Annotated in this window: 1 rRNA gene; it reads left to right on the plus strand. The window is 53.7% G+C overall.

The window, feature by feature from the left end:
- Positions 1–588, plus strand: a 16S ribosomal RNA gene (locus tag H8B06_RS20520); the annotation flags it as partial.

Here is a 588-nt window from a genome sequence, read left to right on the forward strand (position 1 = left end):
GTTGGTAAGGTAACGGCTTACCAAGGCTATGATGCCTAGGGGCTCTGAGAGGAGTGACCCCCACACTGGTACTGAGACACGGACCAGACTCCTACGGGAGGCAGCAGTAGGGAATATTGGTCAATGGGCGGGAGCCTGAACCAGCCATGCCGCGTGCGGGAAGAAGGCCCTATGGGTCGTAAACCGCTTTTATACGGGAACAACCGCAGCTACGTGTAGCTGTCTGAGTGTACCGTAGGAATAAGGATCGGCTAACTCCGTGCCAGCAGCCGCGGTAATACGGAGGATCCGAGCGTTATCCGGAATTATTGGGTTTAAAGGGTGCGTAGGCGGCACTTTAAGTCAGGGGTGAAATACAGCGGCTCAACCGTTGCAGTGCCCTTGATACTGAAGTGCTTGAATGTGGACGAAGGAGGCGGAACGGGACAAGTAGCGGTGAAATGCATAGATATGTCCCAGAACCCCGATTGCGAAGGCAGCTTCCTAGGCCATAATTGACGCTGATGCACGAAAGCGTGGGGATCGAACAGGATTAGATACCCTGGTAGTCCACGCCCTAAACGATGATGACTCGATGTTTGCGATATA

The organism is Sphingobacterium micropteri (genome assembly GCF_014692515.1).
In the GTDB taxonomy this organism is placed as follows: domain Bacteria; phylum Bacteroidota; class Bacteroidia; order Sphingobacteriales; family Sphingobacteriaceae; genus Sphingobacterium; species Sphingobacterium micropteri.